The 3,930-nt window shown below is 64.3% G+C and carries 5 protein-coding genes and 1 pseudogene; 1 reads left to right on the top strand and 5 read right to left on the bottom strand.

The annotated features are described in order from the left end of the window. A pseudogene (locus M4D77_RS23550) lies at positions 1-401 on the bottom strand (hypothetical protein); the annotation flags it as partial. 416 nt (positions 402-817) lie between these two features. Here M4D77_RS23550 and M4D77_RS23545 point away from each other — a divergent pair. Continuing rightward, positions 818-1,213, top strand: coding sequence for a hypothetical protein (locus tag M4D77_RS23545; protein WP_259937696.1), 396 nt, complete (start codon positions 818-820; stop codon positions 1,211-1,213). Positions 1,214-1,220: 7 nt separating this feature from the next. Here M4D77_RS23545 and M4D77_RS23540 read toward each other — a convergent pair whose 3' ends face one another. The 4 genes from M4D77_RS23540 to M4D77_RS23525 form a co-directional block, all read right to left on the bottom strand. Beyond that, on the bottom strand, positions 1,221-1,439 hold the full coding sequence (locus tag M4D77_RS23540) for a hypothetical protein (protein WP_259937694.1): 219 nt from the start codon (positions 1,437-1,439) through the stop codon (positions 1,221-1,223). A gap of 25 nt (positions 1,440-1,464) precedes the next feature. After that, positions 1,465-1,782: a hypothetical protein gene (locus M4D77_RS23535; protein ID WP_259937692.1), complete on the bottom strand. Its 318-nt coding sequence runs from the start codon at positions 1,780-1,782 to the stop codon at positions 1,465-1,467. 806 nt (positions 1,783-2,588) lie between these two features. Beyond that, a complete protein-coding gene (locus tag M4D77_RS23530; RefSeq protein ID WP_259937690.1) occupies positions 2,589-2,903 on the bottom strand; it encodes a hypothetical protein in 315 nt (104 codons plus the stop codon). A 25-nt stretch (positions 2,904-2,928) separates the two neighbouring features. Further along, positions 2,929-3,831, bottom strand: coding sequence for a hypothetical protein (locus M4D77_RS23525; RefSeq protein ID WP_259937687.1), 903 nt, complete (start codon positions 3,829-3,831; stop codon positions 2,929-2,931). Between the last annotated feature and the right edge of the window lie 99 nt (positions 3,832-3,930).

Raw genomic sequence — 3,930 nt, 5'->3', positions numbered from 1 at the left:
TCGGCGGCGGTGTCGAGCCGCCAGCCGAGCCGCGCGCCTGCGCGCGCCCACCGGCCGTTGATCATGGCCGGGAGCACCTTGTTCAGGCCCGACGCCGAGCCTTCCCCGGCCTCGAAGGACTGGCCGAGCAGCGAGCGCCAGGCCCAGCGGTACGACCGCCAGATCATCACGCACCACAGCGGGATGGTCACGACCAGCCACTCGGTTGGCTGGTTCACCGGCCAGCCGTTCTCCCACGCAATGAGGATGAGCACCAACAGAATTGGTGCGTTGTACCAGTTGGCTCCGGTCCACACCTGCCACCGCTCGAAGCCGAGCCTGGTGACCAGGGCGATGACGAGAGCCACGATGAGGCCGGGGATGATCAGTACCCAGGGCAGCAAAACCAGGCTGAGCAGCATGAACAGGCACGCGAAGAGCGGGCCGAGGCGAACATTTCTCAAGGCAGCACGTCCTTTAGCCACGCCGCAGGAGCGGCGATCCGATTGGGATGCGCGGTCACCAATCTGTGTGGCTAAAAGTCAGTCAGTCCAAGAAAGTCGATCTGTGTGCCGAGAAGAGTCGCTCGTTGAGTAAAAACGACCGCGCGCGCTTATGGTACCACGTGATTCTGTGGCAAGGCGGTGCGAGCGCAGCGAGTACCGTCGCGGCAGCACCTCGTTTCGATTTCCCCGTTCTGACCAACCGAACGATTGACGCAAAAAAGGCCCCCACCCGAAGGTGAGGGCCTTTCTTTGTGCTACCCCAAGCGTCGCCAAACGAAAGGAGTAAGACGATGTTATCTGATCATTCCGACAGACCTGAGATAATCCCGATCATGAGCACAGACGACCGCGTGACGCGGGCTCTGGCCGGCGAGTTGGCCTCCGAGGAGCTGACCCCGGAGGAGGCGCAGCTTTACGACGCCGAGGTGGCCAAGCGACTGCACGACCGCCTGCGCACCGTGGACATGAGCTTGTCCGAGAATCAGAGCATCGAACCGGTCAGCGACGTGTCCGTCACTCCCTCGGGGGACGTAACCCTCACCCGCCTAGACGGCGATGTCCGTTCGGTATCGCTGGATGGAACGATGAGTAGTGAGCAGGCGTGGTTCTGGACTGCCGAGGTGCAGCAGGCCGTCACGGCGTCAGAGCGCGAGCTGGACGCCGGGGACAGCGAGGTCTACTCGTCTGGTGGCGAGTTCCTGGCCTCGCTGGCCGATCCCGAGGCATAGCCGCAGGTCAGCCCACCCATCTGTCGGTGGCGATCATTCGCCACTCGCGCCCGCGGTTGGTGAACTCGAACGGGTCGGTGTCCAGGTCCTCGTCGAGGAGGCGAGCGGTCACGCTCACCTCCGCGCCGGCCTTTTCGACACCGACCACGAGCGCGGGCGTGAGCCCGTCCACGAGGACGTCGTAGGGTCGCAGCTCCTCAGCTCGCACGATCCTGCTGCTGGTCATCTGTTTCCCCTCTCTCGCGTCTTGATCATCGCAGCTCACGACGCTGCGCCGCCTCGAACACCTCGCGCACCAGCAACCCCTCTACCTGCTCCCGGAGGCCGCGCTCGGCCTCACCTGCTGTCTCCGCCCTCGAGGTCAGAGACGTGAACTCGTCGACGACCGCCACGTACTGTTCGTGCAGGTCAGACCACTCCACTCGGTAGTGGCAGTGCTCGGCCTTCGCGGGTCGATGCGTGGCCACGAACCGTCGCACCTGATCCGCGAGAAGCCGGCGGTTGGCTTCGTCGAGCTGGTCGTGCATCTGCGCCTGCCACGCCTCGATCTCTGCTCGCCCATCAGTCATGTTCTGGCCTCGTTTCCCCAGCTCAGGTGGTGGTTACGTCGGCACTCATCATGAGTGCCCCACGCTGGCTCCCAGCGTGGTTTCCTGGCTCCTACCGCGCTTCTCCAGCCCTAGTTCCCGATCCCCTCACCAACCCTGTCTGACCTGCGGTTAGTGGCCCTGCGGGGCAATCGGGCCTCGCTACGCTCGGACTGCCAGAAGCCCTGAACCCCTCCCGCTTGACACCGCTCTTTGCCCACTGACTCTGGACGGGTTGGGAGGGGTTCAGGACTCAGACTCTCCGAAGAACCAAAACGCCCTGAACTGGGGTTTTGGGTTCTTCGGAGAGAGTCTGAATACGTTCCACTGACTCCGGCTCGGAGGTGTGGGGCACGATCATCAGGCGGCAGCACTACCTGGTCCGCTAGGGCGCCATGTGTCGCAGGGTCTCCCTGCCAGGGGCACCGGCTCTGCACCGGTCATCGAGTGGGCCTAACGTTTTCCACCCCACTAGGGGGCAACCTCGTAGCCCTGCGACTCCAGTCTTGCTCCGCTTTCGCGTCTCTCTACACCCGGTGACTAGCCGGTGGCGTCTACCCCATCTGATCAGCGCCGCCGCGCCGGTCGAGGTTCACTCGTTGAAGAGTGTCAGGTTTCCTGGGTAACCTGTCCCTGAGTTTTTGAAGAGCTCTTGCCCCGTACGGCCGGCCAGCCTGCGGGGCGCTTTTCTGTCTACGGCCCGCCACCGCCCGGTTGGGGGTGGCGCGCCGCAGACCTCCTACGGTGTGACGTAGGTCACTCTTTTCGCTTGCTCCTGCTAGCAGTCGTCAGCGTTCGAGGAAGCCGACCGGCGAGCCATTCAGCTCGACGAAGGCCACCTCGGGGATGACCGTCGTCCCGTCGCTTTCGAGCGCCGGGACGACCTCGAACGGGAGCACGATCCCGTTCGACACGAGCTGGCCGTCGGCCACGCTCGCCGGGACAGACGCCACCGGCGGCTGGAGCGGCAGTGAGTACACATGAAATGTGTACTGTCCGTTCTGGACTCGCTCTGCGGGTGTCGCGCCAGCGACACCCGCACCGATGGCCACAGCGGCTGCCGCAGCAGCCGCGACGGCCGAGGTCCGAATGAATTTCCGCATTACTGATCTCCTTCTTTGATGTACTTCAGATCGTGTGCCTTGCCTGAGGAGTTGCAGCCGCACCTCCTCCCCCGTACCCCTGCCAGTTGCCTTGCGGAACTGGCGGTTTCGGCTCCGGCCTCGGAGACGGAACCGGGCTCGCGGTCGGCCGCACGCCAGAGCGGCCGAACTGCGCCAGAAACGGCTCCGGGAGTCTCTCCCCCTCCACGCACACGAGGAGCCGTTTCTGGTCGTCGGGTCTTTTCACCGCGCCCGCCAGGGCGCGGCCCACACCCTCAGCCACAGACCGCGACGCACAGACGTAGAGCACCCGGTCGTGCGTCCGGAGCAGGTCCACGAGCAGCGGCGCGAGCCGCTTCGGGCCCTTCGCGGCCCGCTCGACCTCGACCACGACCGACGGCGCATCCGCGCCGGCCTTTTTCAGTGCCCCATCGGGCACGTGCTTTTTCCCCTCCGCGTCCCGCGCCAGCGAGGACTCCGACACCCACTCCAGATCGGTGACGGTCTCGACCGTCCACCGCACCCGATTGATCGCCAGCGCGTGCTCCAACACCCCCACCCCTGGCGGACGAGACGCAGGAACGCCCGCCAGCTCCGCCGCCGCCGCCGTCGGCACCACCACCGGCCCTACCGACTGCAACAGATGCTCACGCCTTACCAGCCCTTTCTCTTCCCATCTCTTCACCACCCGATTCACATTTGACGGCACCGGCAACACCCTTTCTTGCACCGGCACTATCCCCCCACGAATTTCACCCAGAAGTTTCTCCACCTGCTCTATCGGTTTCCCCACTCCTTTATCCACCAGCCCCTTTCCCATCTCCTCCCTATTCAGCCCCAACAAAACCGCCACATCCGTCAGTGAAAAGACCCGACACGAGGCCAGAACGGACAGAAGAAAAATATCCCTACTACTCAACCCAGCCATTTCCATACCTTTCATCACAACCACACCCCCTTGTTTTCCCTACCCCCTCCCCCCTTCCCACCTCCCTTGCGCGTGCGTGAGGGAGGTGGGAAGGGGGGA

The organism is Gordonia sp. p3-SID1431, from assembly GCF_025143765.1.
Lineage (GTDB): Bacteria > Actinomycetota > Actinomycetes > Mycobacteriales > Mycobacteriaceae > Gordonia > Gordonia hongkongensis.
Note: the sequence above shows the minus strand (reverse complement) of the source record. Positions and strands in the feature narration are given on the sequence as shown.

Bases quoted from the DNA above. Each gene is read 5' to 3' on its own strand.
- M4D77_RS23545 (WP_259937696.1), top strand. From the start codon at position 818: ATGAGCACAGACGACCGCGTGACGCGGGCTCTGGCCGGCGAGTTGGCC.
- M4D77_RS23540 (WP_259937694.1), bottom strand. From the start codon at position 1,439: ATGACCAGCAGCAGGATCGTGCGAGCTGAGGAGCTGCGACCCTACGAC.
- M4D77_RS23535 (WP_259937692.1), bottom strand. From the start codon at position 1,782: ATGACTGATGGGCGAGCAGAGATCGAGGCGTGGCAGGCGCAGATGCAC.
- M4D77_RS23530 (WP_259937690.1), bottom strand. From the start codon at position 2,903: ATGCGGAAATTCATTCGGACCTCGGCCGTCGCGGCTGCTGCGGCAGCC.
- M4D77_RS23525 (WP_259937687.1), bottom strand. From the start codon at position 3,831: ATGGCTGGGTTGAGTAGTAGGGATATTTTTCTTCTGTCCGTTCTGGCC.